Genomic DNA, 20,052 nt, shown 5'->3' with positions numbered 1-20,052 from the left:
CGGAGCCCTTGCCGACATGCGCTACTCGTTGCGTCAGGACGTCGCGGTCGAGCCGGTCATCGCCGGCTGGTACGGCTGGTCGTACCTGCTGCCTCCCCAGACCCTCGCCCGCTTCGTCCACAACCGGTTCACCCGCATCGTCGAGAGCTACCTCGACGACCCCCAGGTGCACGCGGCGGCCGTCCGCCAGCGCCGGATGCACGGCGGCCCCTGGATCCACGCCCACGAGCACCGGGAGGCCATCGAGGCCTGGTACCGGGACACGGCTCCGCGGCGTGAGCGCCTCGGGGAGCTGTTCGAGGCGATCCGGCGGCTGGAGGAGGACATCCTGCCCGGCCGGCACGGCGAGTGCCTCGACCCCGTCTACCAGGAGCTGCCCCAGGCCCTGGCCGGGCGGGTGGAGGTGTTCTACGGCCGGGACAACCGCACCGCCGACTACCGCTTCATCGAACCCCTGATGTACGCGTCGGAGTACTACGACACGTCATGGCAGCAGGTGCGTTTCCGCCCGGTCACCGAGGACGCGCGCGAGTTCGCGCTGACGACGCCGATGCTGGAGTACGGCCCGGAGCAGCTCCTCGTCGACGTGCCGCTGGACTCCCCGCTGCTCGACGCGGTGTTCCGGGGCGGTCTGACCGGGGCCGAACTCGACGGGCTCGCGGCGTCGTTCGGCCTGGAGGGCGAGCGGGCCGCCTGGTTCGCCTCGTACTTCGAGCCCGCCCCGCGCTCCGCCGGGGAGCCGGCGGACCCCGCCGCCGAGGACGACGTCCTCGAATACGTGGGACACGCCTGCGTGTTCGCCCGCCACCGGGGGACGACGTTCCTGGTGGACCCGGTCCTGAGCTACTCCGGCTACCCCGGCGGGGCGGAGAACCGGTTCACCTTCGCCGACCTGCCCGAGCGCATCGACCACCTCCTCATCACCCACAACCACCAGGACCACATGCTGTTCGAGACCCTGATCCGGATCCGGCACCGGGTCGGCAGGGTCCTGGTCCCCAAGTCCACCAACGCCAGCCTGGTGGACCCCGGGCTGGGCGGCATCCTGCGCCGGCTGGGCTTCACCGACGTCGTCGAGGTCGACGACCTGGAGACCCTGTCCTGCGGCGCGGCCGAGGTCGTCGCCCTGCCCTTCCTCGGGGAACACGGCGACCTGCGGATCCGCAGCAAGACGGGCTGGCTGCTCCGGTTCGGGGAGCGGTCGATCCTCTTCGCCGCCGACTCCACCAACATCTCGCCCGCGATGTACGCCAAGGTGGCCGAGGTGGTCGGGCCGGTCGACACGGTCTTCATCGGCATGGAGAGCATCGGCGCGGCGGCCAGCTGGATCTACGGCCCCCTGTACGGCGAGCCGCTGGACCGGCGGACCGACCAGAGCCGGCGGCTCAACGGCTCCGACTTCCCGCAGGCGAGGCAGATCGTCGACGTGCTGGAGCCCGACACGGTCTACGTGTACGCGATGGGCCTCGAACCCTGGATGGGCATCGTGATGGCCATCGACTACGACGAGAGCCATCCCGCCATCGTGGACAGCGACCTCCTCGTGCGGCACGTCCGGGACAAGGGCGGGACCGCCGAGCGGCTGCACCTCCGGAGGACGCTGCCCCTCTGAGCCCGCCCGCGGGCCCCCGCGTCCGCGCCCCGCACCGGCGCCCGCCCCGGGGACGGCCGCCCCCGCCCCCGGCGTCCGGCCGTCCCCGTCCCCCGGCGTTCCCTGCTCCCCGGCCCGCCGGGCGCCGCCGGCGCCCTCGGCGAGCCCTTCGAGACAAGGTGCCCCACCATGCGCACGCTCCTGATCGACAACTACGACTCGTTCACCTACAACCTGTTCCAGTACATCGGCGAGGCGACCGGCCGGCCCCCCGTCGTCGTGCCCCACGACGCCGACTGGTCGCGGCTGCGGCTGGAGGACTTCGACGCGATCGTCGTGTCGCCGGGGCCCGGCAGGCCGGACCGGGAGAAGGACTTCGGGATCAGCCGGCGGGCCATCGCCGACAGCGGCCTGCCCGTCCTCGGCGTCTGCCTCGGCCACCAGGGCATCGCCCAGGTCTTCGGCGGGACCGTCGCCCTCGCCCCGGAGCCGATGCACGGCCGGGCCTCCGAGGTGCGCCACACCGGGGAGGACGTCTTCCGGGGCGTCCCCTCGCCGTTCACCGCCGTGCGCTACCACTCGCTGGCGGCCACCGACCTCCCCGCCGAACTGGAGCCCCTCGCCTGGAGCGACGACGGCGTCGTCATGGGGCTGCGGCACCGCGAGAAGCCCCTGTGGGGCGTCCAGTTCCATCCGGAGTCGATCGGCAGCGACTTCGGCCGGGAGATCATGGCCAACTTCCGCGACCTGGCGCTCGCCCACCACCGGACGCACCGGGCCCCGGCGGCCTCCCCGTACGAGATCCACGTGCGCCGCGTCGACGTGCTGCCGGACGCGGAGGAGGTGCGCCGTGCCTGTCTGTCGGACGACGGGGCGTCGTTCTGGCTGGACAGCAGCGCCGTCCTCGAAGGGGCCTCCCGCTTCTCCTTCCTCGGCGACGCCCGGGGCCCGCTCGCCGAGTACCTCACCTACCGGGTCACCGACGGTGTCGTCTCCGTGCGCGGCTCCGACGGCCGGACGACGGAGGTGCGGCAGCCCTTCTTCACGTACCTGGAGGAACAGCTCGACCGCCGGCGGGTCCCCGCCGTCCCCGGTCTGCCCTTCGACTTCCACCTGGGCTACGTCGGGTACCTCGGCTACGAGCTCAAGGCCGAGACGACCGGCGCACCCGCGCACCGCTCCCCCCATCCGGACGCGGCGCTGCTCTTCGCCGACCGGGTGATCGCGCTCGACCACCGGGACGGCTGCTGCTACCTGCTGGCCCTCGACCGGCGCGGTCGGGACGACGGGGCCCGGTCCTGGCTGCGGGAGACGGCCGCGACCCTCACCGGTCTGGCCGTGCGCGCCCCGGCCGACGGGACCCCCGTGATGCGCTTCGGCGCCCCCGAGGCGGCGGCCTGCTTCGGGGCCTCCGCCCGGGCGCGCCACGACAAGGAGGCGTACCTCCGGCGCATCGACGCGTGCCTGGAGGAGATCCGCAACGGCGAGTCGTACGAGATCTGCCTGACCAACATGGTCACGGCGCCGACGGAGGCGGCGGCCCTGCCGCTCTACTCCGCGCTGCGCGCGATCAGCCCGGTCCCCTACGGCGCCCTCCTCGAGTTCCCGGAGCTGTCGGTGCTCAGCGCCTCGCCGGAACGGTTCCTCACGATCGACGCGGACGGCGGCGTCGAGTCCAAGCCCATCAAGGGCACCCGCCCCCGGGGCGCCACGGCCGAGGAGGACGAGCGGCTCCGGGCCGACCTGGCCGGCCGGGAGAAGGACCGGGCCGAGAACCTGATGATCGTCGACCTGGTCCGCAACGACCTCAACAGCGTCTGCGCGATCGGCTCCGTCCACGTGCCCCGGCTCTTCGAGGTGGAGACCTTCGCCCCCGTGCACCAGCTGGTGTCCACGATCCGGGGGACGCTGCGGCCCGGCACGAGCACCGCCGCCTGCGTGCGCGCCGCCTTCCCCGGCGGTTCCATGACCGGTGCGCCCAAGAAGCGCACCATGGAGATCATCGACCGGCTGGAGGAGGGCCCCCGGGGCGTCTACTCGGGCGCGCTCGGCTGGTTCTCGCTGAGCGGCGCCGCCGACCTCAGCATCGTCATCCGCACCATCGTGCTGGCCGCGGGCCGGGCCGAGTTCGGGGTCGGCGGGGCGATCGTGTCCCTCTCCGACCAGGAGGAGGAGTTCACCGAGACCGTGGTGAAGGCCCGTGCGATGGTCTCCGCCCTCGACGGCGTCGCCGTGGCGGGCGCGCGGTGAGCGGCTTCGCGCGGAGCGTCGTCGTCGGCGGGAGCGGAGCGGTGGGCGAGATGTTCGCCGCCCTGCTGCGGGAGGCGGGCGGGCGGACCCTCGTCGTCGACGTCGTGCCGCCCCCGAACGAGCGGGGCCCCTTCCTGGCGGCCGACATCACGGCGCCGGGGCCCGAGCTGGCCGCCGCCCTCGGCCGCGCCGACCTCGTGCTGCTCGCCGTCCACGAGGCGGTGGCCCTGAAGGCCGTGGCGCCGGTGGCCCGGCTCCTGCGGCCGGACGCGCTGCTCGCCGACACGCTCTCCGTCCGTACGGGCATGGCGGCGGAACTCGCCGCCCACGCCCCCGGGGTCCAGCACGCCGGCCTGAACCCGATGTTCGCCCCCGCCGCGGGGATGGCCGGCCGGCCCGTGGCCGCGGTGGTCACGCGGGACGGGCCCGGCGTCGCGGCGCTGCTGCGGCTCGTCGAGCGGGGCGGCGGGAGGCCCGTACGGCTCTCGGCGGAGGAGCACGACCGGACGACGGCGGCCACCCAGGCCCTGACGCACGCCGTGGTCCTCTCCTTCGGGCTCGCCCTCACCCGGCTGGGCGTGGACGTCCGGACCCTGACGGCCACGGCACCACCGCCCCATCAGGCCCTGCTGGCCCTGCTGGCCCGCGTCCTGGGCGGCACCCCCGAGGTGTACGGGGAGATCCAGTGGTCCAACCCGCGTGCGGCGCCCGCACGCCGGGCGCTCGCCGACGCGCTGCGTTCCTTCGCCGCCCTCGTCGGCGACGGGCCGGAGCCCGGCGGCCCGGCCGAGGGGCTGGACGGCGCCTTCGAGGAGCTGCGGCGGTTCATGGGGCCGGAGCTGGCGGCGGAGCAGAACCGGTGCCGGGAGATGTTCCGCGTCCTCCACCACACCGACGACGAGAGGGAGAAGGACCGATGACCGAGCAGGACGAACTGCACCGGCTGCGCGGGGAGCTCGACACCCTCGACGGGACGCTCCTGGACACGCTGCGCCGCCGCATCGACTGCGGCGTCCGCATCGCGCGGTACAAGTCCCGGCACGGTGTGCCGATGATGCAGCCCGGCCGGGTCAGCCTGGTGAAGGAGAGGGCCGCCCGTTACGCGGCCGACCACGGCCTCGACGAGACGTTCCTGGTGAACCTCTACGACGCGATCATCACGGAGATGTGCCGGGTCGAGGACCTGGTCATGGGCCGGGAGGGCCCGATGTCCGAGGGCCGGCGCTGAGACCGTCCCGCCGGACCCCTGGCGAAACCCACGACAGCCCCGACGGCACCTTCCCGTGGGGGCGGAGGAGATGACGATGCACGCGACCATGACGCTCGCGTCCCTGACCGGGCGGACGGCGGCGCAACAGCCCTACTGGCCGGACCCGGACGCCCTCGACGAGGTGGAGCGGGAGCTGGCCGGACTCCCGGTCCTCACCACCGAGAACGAGACCGTCGACCTGATGAGCGGGATGGACCTGGTCGGCCGGGGCTCGGCGCTCCTCGTCCAGGGCGGCGACTGCGCCGAACGCTTCCACGAGGCCGTCCCCGACCTGGTCCGGCGGAAGGTGGACAACCTCCAGGGTCTCGCCGCGATCATGCGGGCGGGCAGCGGGCTGCCCGCGGTGACCATCGGGCGGATCGCCGGCCAGTACGGGAAGCCGCGCTCGTCGCCGTTCGAGACGGAGGAGTCGGGCTCGGGGCGGCAGATGCCCAGCTACTGCGGCGACGCCGTGAACGAGCCCGAGTTCGAAGCGGCGGTCCGGACGCCGGAGCCGCGCCGGCTGCTCACCGCGTACACGTGCTCGCGTCTCGTGCTCGACGAGATCCGGCACTCCTGGCCGGGGCGGCCCGTCCTCGAACGGGTCTACACCTCGCACGAGTTGCTGCTCCTGCCCTACGAACGGCCGCTGGTGCGCCGGGGCGCGCACGGGACGTACAGCGGTTCCGCCCACTTCGGGTGGATCGGCGAGCGGACCCGCGGGGAGGACGGCGCCCATGTCGCCCTCGCCCGGGCCGTGCACAACCCGGTCGGCGTCAAGCTGGGGCCGACGGTGTCGCCGCGGGAGGCGGTGGCGCTCAGCCGGTCGCTGAACCCGGAGGGCGTGCCGGGGCGGCTGACGTTCATCGTGCGGTTCGGCGCGAAGGACGTGGACCGGCTGCTGCCGCCGGTCGTCGAGGCGGTCGCCCGCCACGGCGCGCCGGTCGTCTGGCTCTGCGACCCCATGCACGGCAACGGGGTGAAGCTGGCCGGCCACAAGACCCGGCTCATCGAGCCGATGCGGGCCGAGGTCACGTCCTTCGCCCGGGTGCTGCGGGCCCATGGGCAGTGGCCCGGGGGCCTGCATCTGGAGCTGACGCCGGACCCGGTGACCGAGTGCGTGTCGGTACGGGACGAGCCGCCCCGGTTCACGGACTACCGGTCGACGTGCGATCCGCGTCTGAACCCCGAGCAGTCGGCGGAGATGGTCTCCCATTTCCTCTCCTCGCTCTGACGCGGCCGTCCGGCGCGGCCCCGTGTCGGACCGGTGGCCCGCCCTCCGGGGAGGACGGGCCACCGGACACGGGAGGCGACGGTCAGGAACGGGCCTCGACCGGGTGCTCGGCCGGGCGGTTCTCCACGGCTGCGGCGTCCCCCTTGCCGCCGGTGAGACCGGCGGCCCGGGCGACGCCCGCCAGGAGCAGGGCGAGGGCGACGAGCGCGGCGCTCACCAGCAGCGGCGAGCGGTAGCCGAACTGGGCGCTCAGGGCGAGACCGCCCAGAGCGGGTCCGACCGCGGCGCCGACGTTCAGCGCGGCGGTGGCGAAGCCGCCGCCCAGGGTGGGGGCGTCGGACGCGGTGTACAGGGCCTGGGCGATCAGGGTGGAGCCCACGCAGAAGGAGAGCGCGCCCTGGAGGAAGACGAGGACCAGCGCCAGGACCGGGTTCGCGGCGGTGAGGGCGAAGAGCAGCCAGCCCGCCAGCAGCGCCGCACCGCCGACCGCCAGCACCTGACCGGGCCGCGTGTCCGCCAGCCGGCCGCCGATGTTGACGCCGACGAAGGACCCGATGCCGAACAGCGCGAGCGCGGCGGGCACCCAGCCGGAACCGAGGTCCGTCACGTTGGTGATGACGGGAGTGAGGTACGTGAACGAGCAGAACGTCGCTCCGTTGACCAGCGCCCCGAGCATCAGGGTCACGATCAGCCGGGGGGTGCGCAGCGCGCCCAGTTCGTGGCGGACGCTGGGGGCAGCGGGGTCGACCGGCGCCGACGGCACGGACATCAGTACCGCGAAGACCGCGGGGGCGGAGATGATGGCGACGCCCCAGAAGGCGGAGCGCCAGCCCCAGGCCTCGCTCAGCACGGCGCCGAGGGGGACGCCCGCGATGCACGCGAGGGTGACTCCGCTCAGGAGCACCGAGGTCGCCCGGCCCTTGGCCTGGGGCCCGGCCATGCTCGCGGCGGTCGCGAGGCCGACGGCGAGGAAGCCGGCGTTGGCCAGGGCGGCGATCACCCGGGTCACGAAGAGGACTTCGAAGCTGTGGGTGAGCGCGCCCACGACGTGCGCGAGGAGGAAGGTGATCAGGAAGGCGAGCAGGGCGCGCCGGCGGGGCCACCGGAGGCTCAGCATCGCGACCAGCGGTGCGCCGACGACCATGCCGACGGCGAAGGCCGAGGTGAGCGAGCCGACGGCCTGGAGGGAGACGCCGAAGTCGGCGGCCATGTCCTCCACGAGCCCGGAGAGCATGAATTCCGACGTTCCCTGGGCGAAGACGGCCAGCCCGAGAACGTAGATGGCGAATGGCATGAGGAAGCTCCAACTACATCGCAGAAAGGGGAGACGCGACGCATGGACGGCAGAGGTCATGCGGTCGCGTGGGAGCCGTCCCGGAGATGACTGGGGACGTGTTCCCGCGACGCGGTTGATCCGTGGCGGACGCGCGACACACCGCTCGGCCGTGAAGCCGTGGAGGAGCGGGGTCGCCCGAGGGTTACGCGATCAGCCACCGGATCACCGGTGGCTCGCTTCTCTCTGCCTCGGGGCTCGACATGCCTCTCAACATAGCAACGCCCGGATCGCCGTGTCTAACGCCTTGTACGGCCCCGGCGCCCCGGCCCCGAGCCGCCCCGAACGGGGCGGTACCGCCGCCGCGGATCCGACGATCCGCAGGACAAGGAGCGTTCATGACCACCCATCAGACAGCCATGATCATGGTCGGTCTGGCATCGATCCTCGCGCTCGCGCACGTGCTCGGGCGCCTCGCGCGACGGTGCGGCCAGCCGGCCGTCGTGGGCGAGATCCTCGCCGGCATCCTGCTCGGTCCGACGCTGTTCCACGGCGCCCTCTCGGACACCGTCTTCCCCGCCGACGTCCGCCCGATGCTCAGCACCCTCGGCAACCTCGGCGTCGCGCTCTTCATGTTCCTCGTCGGGCTGGAGCTCGACCGGCGGCTGCTGCGCGGGACCGGGCGCGCCGCGGCGGGGGTGTCCCTGGGGTCGATCCTCTGCTCGTTCGGGCTCGGCGCGCTGCTGGCGCTGTGGCTGTGGAACGACCACGAGAGCGGCGACCGGCTCGCCTTCGTGCTCTTCATCGGCGCGGCCATGTCGATCACCGCCTTCCCGGTGCTGGCCCGCATCCTCACCGACCGGGGCATCCAGCGGACCAGGGTCGGGGCGCTGGCGATGGCGAGCGCGGCCGTCGGTGACGTGATCGCCTGGCTGCTGCTCGCGGCCGTCCTGACGTTCACCGGCAGCCGGAGTTCCTGGCAGGTGCTGCTGGTCGTGCCGTACGCCGTGGTCATGATCATGGTGGTGCGCCCGCTGCTCGGCCGGTTCCTGGCGGCTCGCGAGCCCCGGGGGGCGGACGGCGGCGAGCGGCACTCCGCGCCCCTGGGCGTGCTGGCGGTGCTGCTGCTCGTCTCGGGTGCGCTGAGCGAGTGGTTCGGACTGCACTTCATCTTCGGCGCGTTCCTCGCCGGGGCGATCGTCCCGCGCCAGGGCACGGAGCGGCTGCGCGCGGCGGTCGTCGACCGCTTCGAGTCGATCACCTGGATGCTGCTGCCCGCGTACTTCACGGTGGCCGGGCTGAAGGTGGACCTGAGCACCGTGGACGGGGACGCGTTCGGCCGGCTGGGCCTGATCCTGCTGGTGGCGGTCGCCGGGAAGTTCGGGGGCGCCTACCTCGGGGCGCGGGCCGCCGGCCAGTCCGGGCGGTCGGCGACGACGCTGGGCGTCCTGATGAACACCCGCGGCCTCACCGAGCTCATCATCCTGGGCGTGGGACTGCAGGTGGGGCTGCTCGACGCGGACCTGTACTCGCTCATGGTGGTCATGGCCCTCGTCACCACCGCGATGACCGCGCCCCTGCTGCGCTGGGCGTACCCGCGCCGGCGGGTCGACGCCGACCTGCGGGACCTGGCCGCGGAGTGGGAGGCGGCGGTCCGGCACGCCGAGCCCGCCCGGCGCGGGGAGCGCAAGCCCTCGGAGGCGAAGCGTTGATGTCCACGCTGCTGAGCGGTCTGGTGCCCGAAGCGGTGCTGACCGCCGAGGAGTTCGGCGACATCCCGGACGCCTGGATCTTCCCGGAGGAGGCGGCCGTGCTGAGCCGGGCGGTGGACCGCAGGCGCCGGGAGTTCGCCACCGTACGGCACTGCGCGCGGCTCGCCCTGACCGATCTGGGGCGCCCTGCGGGACCGATGGTCCCGGGTGAGAGGGGGGCGCCGACCTGGCCGGAGGGCGTGGTGGGTTCGATGACCCACTGCGACGGCTACCGCGCCGCCGCCGTGTCGCGGAGCATCGACGTCGCCGCCGTCGGCATCGACGCCGAACCGCACGCGCCGCTGCCGCCGGGCCTCCTCCGCCGGATCGCGTCGCCGTCCGAGCGGGACCGGCTGGCGGAGCTGCGCCTCGCCCGTCCCTCGCTCCACTGGGAGCGGGTGTTCTTCAGCGCGAAGGAGTCCGTGTACAAGGCCTGGTTCCCGCTGACGGGGACCTGGCTGGACTTCCGGGAGGCGGAGCTGACCCTCGACCCGTACCGGCGGACCTTCCGCGCCCGTCTGCTGCGGGCCGGGCGGGACGACGGGGGGCGTGCGCCGCAGACCCTCCGGGGGCGGTGGCGGGTGGGCCGCGGGCTCGTCGTCACCGCCGTCACCCACCGGGTCGCGGCGCCGGTCCCGGGAGGCCCGGGCGCCGCCGGGGGAGCCGTGGGCTCCCCCGCGCGCGGCGGGCGTTAGCCGGTCAGGGAGTCCTCGACGCAGCGCAGCTCCCTGGCCATCCCCTTCAGGTCGTCGGCGCAGGCGGACAGGATGTCGGCCACCGCCTCCCGTCCGTGCAGGGGGATGGTGGGGGCGAGGCGCTTCCACTCCTCCGTCGTCCGGAGCTGGGTGTGCAGTCGGTGCAGGACGAGCCGTCCGCTCTCGCTCAGCCGCAGGGAGGGGTCGTTGCGGAGTCCGTCGAAGAGGGTGATGCGGCGCGCGATGTCCCGGGCCGTTCCGCCTCCCGCGGGGTTCTCGCCGGACGCGGGCGACGCGCCGGCGGGCGCGTCCGGTCCGTCGGACTGCCGGCCGCCGGGCACCGCGGGGCGGCCCTGGGCCAGCCGGTGGCGGACGTCGCGGGCGGTCCCGACGGAGATCCCGGCCCGCCGGGCGATCTCGCGCAGCGAGGTGGCGGGGTTCTCCTCGATGACCTCGGCGGCCACCCGGCGTCCCTCCGCCGCCGTGGCCGGGCGGACCCGGCCGTCGCGGCCGACGCGCGCCTCGGGCCGCGCCTCCGGGTCGGCGACGCTCCGGCGCAGCGCGCCCACTCCGGTGGCGTTCCAGCCCGTGCGCTCGGCGATGCTGCGGTCGGACCAGTGCGGGTGGCTCCGGATGATCCGTAACGCGGCCTCCTTCCGCTCGGCGGCCGAGAGCGGCAGTCCGTGGCGGGTGTTGGACTCCACCGCGAGCAGGAAGGCCGCGTGTTCGTCCCCCTCGAACCAGCGCGCCCCGATGGTGCGCCGGTTGCGCAGCTCCGCGGCCCGCACCCGGTGCATGCCGTCGACGACCCGCAGGGTCGCCCGGTGCACGAGGATCGGCGGGAACTCCGCCTCGCTCTCCGCGAGGGCGCGCACGTGCGCCTGGTCGATCGTGAAGCGCGGCGAGTCCGCCGGCCGCAGGGTGCGTATGTCGATGTCGAAGGTGGACGCCTGCCGTTGATCCGATAGTGCGGACATCAATGCCTCCAGGAATGCACGTCATCCATGACGGGAACGGTGGGACGGCCCGCCGCCGCGAGCAGGGCGGAGCGCCGTGCGGCCGCACGGGCGGCGGGAGGGGGAGGGATGCCCGCGGCGGGGCGCGCGGGCCTCACGGGGGGGGGGGGTGGGGGAGGTGGGGGAAGTGGGGGGCGGTCCGGCGGGGAGGCCGGGCCGAGGGGCGCGTGCGGCGCCGGTGCGCGGGGTGGGGGTGCGGACCGTCGCGGGCGCGGTGGGGTCAACCGCCGTGCCGGAGAAGGCCGGTTCTCGTCATGACACCGCGGTCGGCAGGGGGGCCGGCCTTCGGTGGCCGACGCCCGGCCCGTTCACCCGCCGGTCCTGCGTGTCACGCGGCTGCACCATGCGATCGCGGTCCTTTCGAGGGAGGGGTGACGCCTCGCCCGGCGCCGAACGTAGCCGAAATGTGACGCTAAGCCAGCGGATGATGAGCGTCAACACGTCCGCTGGCGAGGACGGTCCTGTCCGTCTCCGCGCCTGTCCGGGATCAGTCTTGTCCGCTCAGGCAAACAGGGATACACATGCCGTGTGTCTTCCGGAGGGAGGGGCCGCATGGGCGGGGACCCGGCACGCCAGGACGGAGTACGTCCGCTGCTGCAGAAGTTCGACCAGCGGCTCGTCGAGCTGATCCGCGTCGTCTACCCCGACGAGCAGCAGCGGCCGGGGTACGCCCGGCTGGCCCGCGAGATCAGCGCCGCGACCGGCGGCTCCATCTCCGGGACGTACCTCTGGGAACTCGCCTCGGGCAAGAAGCGGAACATCACGCTCGAACAGCTCGACGTCCTGGCCCAGTTCTTCGGGGTGCCCCCCGAGTACTTCCTCAACGAGGAGGTGTCGCAGCGGGTGAAGGCCCAGCTGGAACTCGCCACCGCCCTGCGCGACGCCAAGGTGCGCAGTCTGGCGATGCGCGCCTCGGGCCTCTCGCCCGCGAGCCTCGACTCCCTCCTCACCATCGTGAACGAGACGAGGAAGACGCAGAACCTCCCCGAGGTCGACCGCCAGGCAGCGGAGCCGGACGCCGGAACGGACGGAGGGACGAGGGCCCCGTGACGGAGCACCCCTTCGAACCCGACGCCAAGGAGCGGTAGCCGTTGCGAACCCTCACCCTGCACCGACGTTGCCGGAAGATCGCCGAGCGGGTGCGGCTCCCCCAGCCGTTCTCCATACCGAGCTTCCGCGAACACGTCGCGGAACAGCGCGGACGCCCGCTGCACCTGCACCCGTTACCCCTGGACGCCTCGACGGCCGGCGCCTGCGGCCTCTGGCTCGCGACGGCCACGGACGACCACATCTTCTACGAGCAGCACACCTCCGCGCTCCACCAGGAGCACATCGTGCTGCACGAATTCGGCCACATGCTCTTCGAGCACGATCCGCGGTCCGAGGGGCCGGACGACGACGACACCCTGCGCCGCACGTTCCTGCCGGACCTCGACCCGCGCATGGTGGGCCGCATCCTCGGCCGCACCAACTACTCGACCCGCCAGGAACGCGAGGCGGAGCTGCTCGCCAGCATGCTGCGCACCGGGGCGGACCAGCCCCCGCGGCACCGACGACAGGGCCCGCTCGCCAGTCTGAGCGCGGCCATCGGGGTCGAGGACTCCGGGTGCTGAGCGCCCACCTCACCGCGATCGGCACATGGCTCACCTACCCGAGCTGTCTCTGTCTCTGCCTCGCCACGCTGCTGCGCGCGGCGCCGTCGCTGCGCTCCCCCGACCAGCGCGGGCTGTGGCTGGCCGTGGCCACCGCGGGTCTGGCGATGACGCTCGACCTTCCCGCCGTCACCCGGTCCGCCACCCATCTCCTCGGCACCAGCCACACCGTCGACCTGGTGCGGAACCTGACCGGGGTGGTGTCGGCGGGCGCCGTGCTGTTCTTCGTCTCGGCCCCGAGCAGGAACCGCCGGCTCCGTACCGGCCTCTGCGTCGTCGTCGCCGCGGTCCTGGTCGTCCTGACGGTCCTGGACCTCTCCGCACCGGCGCACGCCGGCCACTCGGTGATCGCCGCCGGGGGGCCGTCGCCGTCCTCCGCGTACTGGCTGACGCTCATCTCCACCCATGTGGTGGCCGACTCCGTGTGCGTGGTCGTCTGCTGCTGGTACGGCCTGCGCACGGACGACCGCCCGCTGGCCGCCGCCCTCTGGCTGTTCGCCTCCGGCACCGCGCTCGCCGCGCTCTTCTGGATCGGCCGGCTGCTCCCCCTCGTCCTCGACGCGCCCCCGGCGCTGCCGTACCTCCCGCTGCTGATCAACCTGCACGCCCTGCTGCGCGCGGCGGCGATCCTGGCCCCCACCGCCGTCACGCTCGCCAGGACCCTGACCGACGCCCGTACGGTGTGGCGGCTCTGGCCCCTCTGGCGGGAGCTGGTGGGCGTCGTCCCCCATGTCGTGCTGACCCGGCGGAGCAGCAGGCTGCTCGAACTCCTCTGGCCCCCGGTGCCGCGGGGACTGCTCGCCTACCGCAAGCTCATCGAGATCCGGGACGCGATGCTGGAGCTGGACCACTACGTGCCGCCCGGGCTCCCCGTCCTCGCCCGCGAACGGCTCCGCCCGCTGGGACTCCCCCCGGCGCAGACGGACGCGCTGGCGCTCGCCTGTGTGATGAAGGAGGCCCGCCGGGCGAAGCTCGCGGGGTGTCCGCGGTACGAGTCCCCCGCAGAATCGATTCTCTGGGGAGAGTGGCCCGCCCTCCTCACCCGCGAGGAGCAGGCGACGGCCCTCACGGCCGAGCGGACCCACCTGGTCGCCCTGGCCCGTGCCTACGCCGCGGCCCCCACGTGCCCCTTCGCCACCGCCGCCGTCACACCCGTCCGATGACCGGAGAACCGCGCCCGATCCGCCCCGAGGCGACCGGTTCGCCCCGCCACCGTCATCCCCGGCGGCTCGGTCGTACAACCTTTCGACATCCTCGTGGGTCTCGCGGGTGTGACGGAACCTCCGTCACACCGGCCTCTTCTTTCGCCGGACTCGTCCACGAGGACCACGCCATGACTCTCCCCCTCCGTCCGACCCGTCGCGCGCTCGCCGTCGCGGCCGGAACGGTGCTCGCCGTCACCGCCGGCATCGCCCTGACGCCACCGGCCGTCGCCGCCCCGACCGCCGTCTCCGCCCCGACCGCCACCGAGGCGACCGGGCAGTTCCTGCCGCTGCCGGGCGTCCTCGCGGGGACGGGGACGAGCGGGTACCTGACCCGCGAGGACCTGGGAACCGAGGGCGTCCACTTCCGCTGGGTCCGCTACTCCGACGGCGCGGCGACCCTGGTCCCCCACGAGTACACCGTCCACCACGTCAACGGCTCGGACAGCGTCGTCTCCGTGGACCGCGCGACCACGACGATCCGGGACATGGCGACGGACACGGTCGTCCGAACCTTCCCCAACTCCGCGCTGTACCAGAAGAACGTCCTGGGAGCGGTCGGCTCCACCCTCCTGTCCGTCTCCACGGACGGAAGGACGGGCTTCCAGAAGCTGCACCTGGACGGCCCCGACGCGACCACCCTCGCGATCGGCCTGCCCTCCGACGCGAGGGGGGTCGCGGTCGGGACGGCCCGGGGCGGCACCATCGCCGTCAGCTACGAGGTCGACCGCGTGCCGTGCAAGGCCGTACTCGACCTCGCGACGAGCACGCTCAGCGGCATCGAGACCTCGCCGCTCCCGCTCGACGCCTGGGCCGGCGACGAGTCGGAGACCACCCGCGCCTGGCAGTCGGGCAGCGACACGCCTCTCGTCATCCAGGACCGGAAGAGCGGCGCCCGGTCCTCCGTCGACCTCGGGAGCACGCACCGCCCTGTGATCCGCGCCCTCGGCGACTGGGTGCTCTTCGCCGACGCACGGAACTTCTACGAGCCGTCCCCGGTCCAGGCGCTCCGCGCGCGGACCGTGTCCGGCGAGGAGGTCCGCCTCCTCGACACCGTCACGAAGGCCGTCGACGAGCCCGACGGCTCGCTCCTCGTCCAGGGCGGCACCCTGGCCGACGGCCAGGGCCTCTTCCGGATCCGCGTCGGCGCCGACGGCAGGCCCGCGGCGACCAGGATCGCCTCCAACGGCAAGCCGGTGAAGCTCGTTGTCGGACCGTCGAAGATCCCGGCGGTGCTCGACCTCGACAAGAACCGCACCGGGGTGAACCTCGACTGGCCGATGTCCCGGCTCAACGCCGAGGTCACCGTCACCCTCCGCCACCAGCGCACCGGCAAGGCGCGCACCACGGTCCTCAAGCCGTCGAGCAACGACTACGCCGCCGAGAAGCTGCTCCGCTTCACCTGGGACGGCACCCTCGACAGCGGCGAGCGCGCGTTCAACGGAGCCTACGACTGGACGCTGACCGCCACCCCGCAGGACGGGCTCGGTCCGGCGGCCACCGCCTCCGGCTCGTTCACCGTCGCCCGCAAGGCGAACGCGAGCGACCTGACGGACAACGGGTCCCCCGACCTGATCGTCCGTAACAACGGCAACCTCGACCGCCTGGACCTCACCCACTCCTCGGCGCTGCCGGGCTTCGGTAGCGTCCGCACCGAGATCGGCTACGGCTGGGACATCTACGACCGCGTCGAGACCACCCGGAACATCGCCGGCTCGCCGCTGCCCGACCTCGTCGCCCGCGACAAGAAGGGCGACCTCTGGCTCTACCAGGGCAACAGCGCGGGCGGGTACGACGGCCGCGGCCGGATCGGCGGCGGCTGGCAGGTCTACGACCAGATCGCGGCCGGCTCCGACCTGAACCGCGACGGGCGCCCCGACCTCGTCGCCACCGACAAGACCGGCGCCCTCTGGCTCTACAAGGGCACCGGCGTCGCCAAGGCCCCCTTCGCTCCCCGCACGAGGATCGGGCACGGCTGGAACACCTACGACCGGATCGCCGCGACCGGGAACATCGGCGGCGACCCGTCGGGCGACCTCGTCGCCCGCGACCGCTCCGGTGTCCTCTGGCTGTACCTGGGCAACGGAGACGGCACCTTCGCGGCTCGGACGAAGATCGGCGCCGGCTGGAACACCTACGCCGACTTCACCTCGGTGGCGGACGCGAACGGCAACGGCGTCGACGACCTCGTCGCCATCAACAGCCTCGGCGACGCCAAGCTCTACCTCGGCACGGGCTACTGGACCGCGCCGTACACCCGTCCGCAGGAGCTCCGCGGCGGCGACTACGACGACAGACTGCTGGGCTGACCACCCCGGCGCCGGCGCGGCCCCCGGGCCGCCCGGCGCCGGCTGCTCCACCACGACCCGGACGCCCCGGCCGTACGACTCGACGAGCCGGAGACGGTATGTGCGGCGTGTCACACGTGGATCCGCGGGCTCGCCGTGGGACCATCGACGTGGTTCCGCCCCGACGCTCCGGCCACCGCCGCGGCTCACGAAGGTACGGACAGGGCGAGGCAGGCCGGTGACATCCGTTCCGCCACACCGATGCGGGGCGATCGCCACCCGCGGAACCACCCCTCCAGGGGCGTTTTCGCAGGTCAGAACGTTTTTCTACGGTGGGGCGGGTGGGACTCGAACCCACGGCCGACGGATTATGAGTCCGCTGCTCTAACCGGCTGAGCTACCGCCCCGTTCGGTGAGGCGCGTACATGTGTGCGCGCCGTCTGCCGCAGCATAGCCGCTCATACGATCTCCTGCTCCGGATGATCGGCTCTGCTCGACCATGAAGACCGCCCCGCGCCGCGCATGGTTCCCCGAGACGCGAAAAAGGACCCCGAAGGGTCCTCTTCCGTTCGCTCCCCCGGCTGGACTCGAACCAGCAACCCTCCGGTTAACAGCCGAATGCTCTGCCAATTGAGCTACAGGGGATCGCGCTCCCCCGACTGGACTCGAACCAGTAACCTGCCGGTTAACAGCCGGCTGCTCTGCCAATTGAGCTACAGGGGATTGCTGCGTTGCACCGAACGTACCCACTCCGGATGCTCCGGGCGGGCGGTTGCTCGCTGCGACACATACATTAGCGCAAGCAGGGGGGTGCTCCGCCAATCGGTATCGCCGTGGGCACCAGCGATGCATCAGTGAAGCTCTCCAGGGAAGGTGGTGGCCATGCGATACAAGCTGACGTTCGTCGTGGGACTCGCCCTCGGTTACGTGATCGGCACGCGTGCCGGACGCGAGCGCTACGAACAGTTGAAGAAGTCCGCGAAGGACTTCAGCCAGAACCCGGCCGTGCGCAACGCGGCCGAGTCCGCCGCCCAGACCGGGCGCCAGGTCGCGGGCAAGGCCGCGCACGTCGTGGGCGACAAGGTGGGCGACAGGCTGCCGTCCTCGGTGACCGACCGGTTCCAGACCCTGCGCGGGAACGGACGGTCCAACGGGAAGGTCGCGGAGGACGACTGGGGCACCAGCAACACCTGAACCGCCCCACGTGCGGCAGAATCATGTGTCATGGGGATAGTCGCCGGACTCGACAGCTCAGCGGAGTTCACACGCATCGTCGTCTGTGACACGGACACGGGTGCCGTACTGCGGCAGGGATACGCCCCTCACCCGGGCGAACCCAAGGCCGTCGACGTCGACCCGCAGACCTGGCTGCTCTCGCTCGGGGAGGCCGCCACCGGCGGCATCCTGGAGGGCGTACAGGCCATCGGCGTGTCCGCGCAGCAGCACGGACTCGTACCGCTCGACGCGCAGGGCGGTCTGGTGCGGCCCGCCCTCGTGCGCAACGACAAGCGGGCCCAGGTCGCGGCCGCCGAACTCGTGGAGTCGCTCGGCGGCCGCGAGGCCTGGGCCGAGGCCGTCGGCTCCGTGCCCGGCGCCGGGCAGCCGGTCGCCAAGCTGCGCTGGCTGGCCCGCACCGAGCCCGAGCACGCCCGGCGGATCGCGCTGCTCCTCCAGCCGCACGACTGGCTGGTCTGGCAGCTCCTCGGCCGGCCCGCCCGGCGCACCACCGACCGCGGCGCCGCCTCCGGCACCGGCTACTGGTCGGCCCGCACCGGCGCCTACCGCCCCGACCTGGTGGAGCTGGCCCTCGGCCACCAGGCCGTGCTGCCCGAGGTCCTCGGCCCGGCCGAGGCGGCCGGCACCACGCCCGAGGGGCTCCTGATCTCCGCCGGCACCGGCGAGACGATGGCCGCCGCGCTCGGCCTCGGTCTCGGCCCCGGCGACGCGGTGGTCTCGCTCGGCGCCTCCGGCTCCGTGATGGCCGTCCACCACGAGGCCCTCTCCGACCCCCGGGGCATGATCACCTCGTTCGCCGACGCCACCGGCATGCACCTGCCCGTCGTCCACACCACCAACGCGGTGCGGGCGCTGCGCGGCACCGCCGAGATGCTGGGCCTCGAATCGCTCGACGAGCTGTCCGCGCTCGCCCTGAAGTCGACGCCGGGCGCCTCCGGGCTCGTCCTGCTCCCGTACCTGGAGGGCGAGCGGACCCCGAGCCTGCCGCACAGCGCGGGCACGCTCAGCGGGCTGCGGCGCGAGTCGATGAAGCCCGAGCACCTGGCGCGGGCCGCGTTCGAGGGGATGCTCTGCGCGCTCACCGACGCCATGGACGTCCTGCGCGGGCGGGGCGTCGAGGTGCGGCGGGTCTTCCTGCTCGGAGCGGCGGCCGCGCTGCCGGCCGTGCAGGCGCTGGCGCCCGCGCTGTTCGGCGCGCAGGTCGTCGTCCCCCAGCCGGCCGACTACGCGGCGCTCGGCGCCGCGCGGCAGGCCGCCTGGGCGCTGGGGGTGGCGCGGGGCACGCTCTCGCCGTCCGCTCCCCCGGCCTGGCAGGGCGCGGCCGCGCAGATCCTGGAGCCGGGTGACGAGCTGCCCGCGGGCCAGGCCGTACGGCAGCAGTACGTGGCGACGCGGGACCAGATCCACCCCGGCGCGTTCGGTCCGCAGGCCGGTTCGCACGCCGGTTCGTAAAGTCTTCACCAGGGCTCGGCCCGCACCCCGAAACGGAGTCGTAACGCCTCGGGGGTGCGGGCGATAGTAGGAGCCGTGCTCATAAGACTTCTCCGAACCCACCTCGGCCCGTACCGAAAACCCATCGCCCTGCTCGTCCTGCTCCAGTTCCTGCAGACCTGCGCGAGCCTCTACCTGCCGACCCTGAACGCGGACATCATCGACAACGGTGTCGTCGACGGGGACACCGGATACATCCTGCGCTTCGGCGCCCTCATGGTCGGCGTCTCCGTCGTCCAGGTCGTCTGCAACATCGGGGCCGTGTTCTACGGCGCCCGGACCGCCTCCGCGCTCGGCCGGGACGTGCGCGGCGCGGTCTTCGACCGGGTGCAGTCGTTCTCCGCGCGGGAGCTGGGGCACTTCGGCGCGCCCTCGCTGATCACCCGTACGACCAATGACGTGCAGCAGATCCAGATGCTGGTCCTGATGGCGTTCACCCTGATGGTCTCCGCGCCCATCATGTGTGTCGGCGGCATCGTGATGGCCCTCGGCCAGGACGTGCCGCTCTCGGGCGTGCTGCTCGCCGTGGTGCCGATCCTCGGGGTCGCCGTCTCGCTGATCGTGCGCAGGATGCGGCCGCTCTTCCGGACCATGCAGGAGCGGCTCGACACGGTGAACCGGGTGCTGCGCGAGCAGATCACCGGCAACCGGGTGATCCGGGCGTTCGTGAAGGACGGGTACGAGGAGGAGCGGTTCCGCGGCGCGAACGCGGAGCTGACCGACGTGTCGATGGCGACCGGCCGGCTGATGGCGCTGATGTTCCCGACGGTGATGACCGTCGTGAACATCTCCAGCGTGGCCGTCGTCTGGTTCGGCGCTCACCGCATCGACAGCGGCGGGATGCAGATCGGCGCGCTGACCGCGTTCCTCGCGTATCTGATGCAGATCGTGATGGCGGTCATGATGGCCACCTTCATGTTCATGATGGTGCCTCGGGCCGAGGTCTGCGCGGAGCGGGTCGAGGAGGTCCTCTCGACCGAGTCCAGCGTGGTGCCGCCCGCGGAGCCGGTGCGGACCCTCGACCGGCGCGGGCATCTGGAGGTCCGGGGCGCGGACTTCCGGTACCCGGGCGCGGAGGAGTCGGTCCTCAAGGAGGTCGGGCTCGTCGCCCGGCCCGGTGAGAC

At 73.1% G+C, this 20,052-nt stretch carries 16 protein-coding genes and 3 tRNA genes; 14 read left to right on the top strand and 5 right to left on the bottom strand.

The window, feature by feature from the left end; genetic code table 11:
* Positions 1 to 16: 16 nt before the first annotated feature.
* From ABT129_RS12835 to ABT129_RS12815, 5 genes are all read left to right on the top strand, one after another.
* A complete protein-coding gene (locus ABT129_RS12835; RefSeq protein ID WP_351900165.1) occupies positions 17 to 1,612 on the top strand; it encodes an MBL fold metallo-hydrolase in 1,596 nt (531 codons plus the stop codon).
* A gap of 168 nt (positions 1,613 to 1,780) precedes the next feature.
* A complete protein-coding gene (pabB, locus tag ABT129_RS12830) occupies positions 1,781 to 3,841 on the top strand; it encodes an aminodeoxychorismate synthase component I (RefSeq protein ID WP_351900163.1) in 2,061 nt (686 codons plus the stop codon).
* On the top strand, positions 3,838 to 4,761 hold the full coding sequence (locus ABT129_RS12825) for a prephenate dehydrogenase dimerization domain-containing protein (protein WP_351900161.1): 924 nt from the start codon (positions 3,838 to 3,840) through the stop codon (positions 4,759 to 4,761). The genes pabB and ABT129_RS12825 overlap by 4 nt, the downstream gene beginning before the upstream one ends.
* Entirely contained in the window at positions 4,758 to 5,069 is a 312-nt protein-coding gene (cmlD, locus tag ABT129_RS12820; protein ID WP_351900159.1) for a 4-amino-4-deoxychorismate mutase CmlD, read from the top strand. The genes ABT129_RS12825 and cmlD overlap by 4 nt, the downstream gene beginning before the upstream one ends.
* A 76-nt stretch (positions 5,070 to 5,145) precedes the next feature.
* Positions 5,146 to 6,324, top strand: coding sequence for a 3-deoxy-7-phosphoheptulonate synthase (locus tag ABT129_RS12815; RefSeq protein ID WP_351900157.1), 1,179 nt, complete (start codon positions 5,146 to 5,148; stop codon positions 6,322 to 6,324).
* Between the two features lie 82 nt (positions 6,325 to 6,406).
* On the opposite strand, the gene ABT129_RS12810 is transcribed toward ABT129_RS12815, so the two are convergent.
* Positions 6,407 to 7,618: a Cmx/CmrA family chloramphenicol efflux MFS transporter gene (locus ABT129_RS12810; protein ID WP_351900155.1), complete on the bottom strand. Its 1,212-nt coding sequence runs from the start codon at positions 7,616 to 7,618 to the stop codon at positions 6,407 to 6,409.
* 377 nt (positions 7,619 to 7,995) lie between these two features.
* On the opposite strand from ABT129_RS12810, the gene ABT129_RS12805 reads away from it, so the two are divergent.
* Both ABT129_RS12805 and ABT129_RS12800 read left to right on the top strand, forming a co-directional pair.
* Positions 7,996 to 9,309, top strand: a complete 1,314-nt coding sequence (locus ABT129_RS12805; protein ID WP_351900153.1) for a cation:proton antiporter — start codon at positions 7,996 to 7,998, stop codon at positions 9,307 to 9,309.
* Between the two features lie 8 nt (positions 9,310 to 9,317).
* Positions 9,318 to 10,043, top strand: a complete 726-nt coding sequence (locus tag ABT129_RS12800) for a 4'-phosphopantetheinyl transferase family protein (protein ID WP_502981747.1) — start codon at positions 9,318 to 9,320, stop codon at positions 10,041 to 10,043.
* Here ABT129_RS12800 and ABT129_RS12795 read toward each other — a convergent pair.
* Entirely contained in the window at positions 10,040 to 11,020 is a 981-nt protein-coding gene (locus ABT129_RS12795; RefSeq protein WP_351900150.1) for a ParB/RepB/Spo0J family partition protein, read from the bottom strand. The genes ABT129_RS12800 and ABT129_RS12795 overlap by 4 nt on opposite strands.
* Positions 11,021 to 11,611: 591 nt before the next feature.
* On the opposite strand from ABT129_RS12795, the gene ABT129_RS12790 reads away from it, so the two are divergent.
* From ABT129_RS12790 to ABT129_RS12775, 4 genes are all read left to right on the top strand, one after another.
* Complete coding sequence (locus ABT129_RS12790; RefSeq protein ID WP_351900149.1) at positions 11,612 to 12,109, top strand: hypothetical protein; 498 nt, start codon at positions 11,612 to 11,614, stop codon at positions 12,107 to 12,109.
* Between the two features lie 41 nt (positions 12,110 to 12,150).
* Positions 12,151 to 12,672, top strand: coding sequence for a hypothetical protein (locus ABT129_RS12785; protein ID WP_351900148.1), 522 nt, complete (start codon positions 12,151 to 12,153; stop codon positions 12,670 to 12,672).
* Positions 12,666 to 13,874: an MAB_1171c family putative transporter gene (locus ABT129_RS12780; RefSeq protein WP_351900146.1), complete on the top strand. Its 1,209-nt coding sequence runs from the start codon at positions 12,666 to 12,668 to the stop codon at positions 13,872 to 13,874. The genes ABT129_RS12785 and ABT129_RS12780 overlap by 7 nt, the downstream gene beginning before the upstream one ends.
* A gap of 170 nt (positions 13,875 to 14,044) precedes the next feature.
* The gene (locus ABT129_RS12775) at positions 14,045 to 16,222 is read left to right on the top strand and encodes an FG-GAP repeat domain-containing protein (RefSeq protein ID WP_351900145.1); all 2,178 of its coding nucleotides are present in this window, start codon (positions 14,045 to 14,047) and stop codon (positions 16,220 to 16,222) included.
* A 312-nt stretch (positions 16,223 to 16,534) separates the two neighbouring features.
* On the opposite strand, the gene ABT129_RS12770 is transcribed toward ABT129_RS12775, so the two are convergent.
* The 3 genes from ABT129_RS12770 to ABT129_RS12760 all read right to left on the bottom strand — a co-directional run bounded on the left by ABT129_RS12770 (position 16,535) and on the right by ABT129_RS12760 (position 16,924).
* Positions 16,535 to 16,608: transfer RNA gene (locus ABT129_RS12770), tRNA-Ile, on the bottom strand.
* Positions 16,609 to 16,773: 165 nt separating this feature from the next.
* A tRNA-Asn gene (locus tag ABT129_RS12765) sits at positions 16,774 to 16,846 on the bottom strand.
* A gap of 5 nt (positions 16,847 to 16,851) precedes the next feature.
* Positions 16,852 to 16,924: transfer RNA gene (locus ABT129_RS12760), tRNA-Asn, on the bottom strand.
* A gap of 159 nt (positions 16,925 to 17,083) precedes the next feature.
* Here ABT129_RS12760 and ABT129_RS12755 point away from each other — a divergent pair.
* From ABT129_RS12755 to ABT129_RS12745, 3 genes are all read left to right on the top strand, one after another.
* Positions 17,084 to 17,395 (top strand): YtxH domain-containing protein, encoded by a 312-nt coding sequence (locus ABT129_RS12755; RefSeq protein ID WP_351900143.1) that lies wholly within the window; start codon positions 17,084 to 17,086, stop codon positions 17,393 to 17,395.
* Positions 17,396 to 17,425: 30 nt separating this feature from the next.
* Positions 17,426 to 18,889 carry an FGGY family carbohydrate kinase gene (locus ABT129_RS12750; RefSeq protein ID WP_351900142.1) on the top strand — a complete coding sequence of 488 codons (1,464 nt, stop codon included), beginning with the start codon at positions 17,426 to 17,428 and terminating at the stop codon, positions 18,887 to 18,889.
* 75 nt (positions 18,890 to 18,964) lie between these two features.
* Positions 18,965 to 20,052, top strand: a 1,088-nt coding sequence (locus ABT129_RS12745; RefSeq protein ID WP_351900141.1) for an ABC transporter permease, incomplete at its 3' end; no start/stop codon positions are given.

Source organism: Streptomyces sp. NPDC002057 (assembly GCF_040296665.1).
Taxonomy (GTDB): Bacteria; Actinomycetota; Actinomycetes; order Streptomycetales; family Streptomycetaceae; genus Streptomyces.
The sequence above is the reverse complement of the archived record's forward strand: the minus strand, read 5'-3'. Positions and strand labels throughout refer to the sequence as shown.